General features: G+C 39.5%; 2 protein-coding genes. Both read right to left on the reverse strand.

From position 1 onward, the window contains the following. Positions 1-4: 4 nt before the first annotated feature. On the reverse strand, positions 5-664 hold the full coding sequence (locus tag VHA02S_RS24745; RefSeq protein WP_038899617.1) for a hypothetical protein: 660 nt from the start codon (positions 662-664) through the stop codon (positions 5-7). A gap of 137 nt (positions 665-801) precedes the next feature. Further along, positions 802-1,434: a DUF4145 domain-containing protein gene (locus tag VHA02S_RS26465; protein ID WP_038899616.1), complete on the reverse strand. Its 633-nt coding sequence runs from the start codon at positions 1,432-1,434 to the stop codon at positions 802-804. Positions 1,435-1,453: the final 19 nt, after the last annotated feature.

The raw sequence follows: 1,453 nt of genomic DNA on the forward strand, positions 1-1,453 counted from the left end.
GTATTCAAGCTAGCGACTTGTCTTGCCAAAACTCATACTGCACTGCTATTTCATTAATACTAGTTCCATTGATTTGCTGAAGAGATATAAGCATCGCGTAGTTAAATTTATCAAGTGAACTACAAACTTGAGGACTCATGTATGCAATAATTTTATTTTTTTGTACAGCATAATGAGTAGATTCGTAATTCTTAATTTTTGAGTGATTTTCTATATCTTTTAGGCAAGCCCTTACCCCACTCCACATCGAGTAGAGTTTATGGTGGTTTTGGTTGAGCCCCCAAATTAAACTGAGATCCATTTGCGATATATCATCTATATTTTTCTCGTTTAATAGACTAAGTAAGAATTGACGTAATGTAAGTTCACCCTCAATCTTTTTATCTAACTCATAATTTAACTGAGTCAAATAATCGCTTAACTCTTTTTCTTGCAAACTGACCAGATGTTGCCGATGTTGTAAAACTTGAAGGTAGATTTGAACACACAACACGGTCAAAGTAAGCAGTGCAAGTATCGGAGTATAAACGCCTCCAATATACCCACCTAACTCAGACCACTCCGAAGGGGATTGCCAGAAACCAAGCCCAAATTGGAAGATATATGCCGCCATCGGTAGTACCAAAATTACCGAAACAACAATAATCAAAAACTTTTGATTCACTCGATACTCCTTTTGAATACTAACGCCCAATTAAGGTGTGAAGCGCGCGACCACGACACTTCATTTGACCACCGTAAACACCGAACTCAACTTAAACCAAAAATGCCAAGCGTGCTGAATCACTCTTAAATTGTTTGTTATGCTTTGGTGTCTCGCTTTTCTACCGCACTTTTTGCGCCCTCAGGTAAGAAGGCAAACAGTTCCGCGACCTGCTTAGGTTGCGTAATTTGATTATCAACAATCATATTGATCAGATTGAATAAAGCTGTCACAACTTGCGGATGGTCTTCTAGCGATATTTCGCCAGGATGTACTGCGTTATTACCAACAACTCTAACAACATCGAGTGCTTGCTGGATTTTTACGGGTAACCCATTTTTCACTAACTCCGCAATATCATCATTAATGTTCTTCCCTTTACCACCAAGCTCTTTACAGAGTTTTTGAATACATAGACGTAATAGAGCTGCAGCGCCACGAGGAGATTTATCCGCAATTTCTCTAGCTTCTTGATAATCCTTACGACAAGATTCGGGCAAGTCTTCACTAGGAAGCGGAGCCGAAACGATAATTGGGTCAACCATGCGACTCTCGACATCTGACACCCGCCAAATTGAAAACTGTTCGCATTTATGACAAGAAGCACGCTTTAAAGGCAATGAATCATAGCGATTTCTGAGCCACTCCCAACCCATAGCTGAATAAGCACCGCAATGCGGACATGTAAAACCTTCTTTATCTAGAAAAGGTTGTTCGTAATGACTACTCATTTAATATCTCCAAAAAAGC

Source organism: Vibrio harveyi NBRC 15634 = ATCC 14126 = KCTC 12724, assembly GCF_001591145.1.
In the GTDB taxonomy this organism is placed as follows: Bacteria; Pseudomonadota; Gammaproteobacteria; order Enterobacterales; family Vibrionaceae; genus Vibrio; species Vibrio harveyi.

Coding starts and splice junctions, on each gene's coding strand:
- VHA02S_RS26465 (WP_038899616.1), bottom strand. CDS start 1,434: ATGAGTAGTCATTACGAACAACCTTTTCTAGATAAAGAAGGTTTTACA.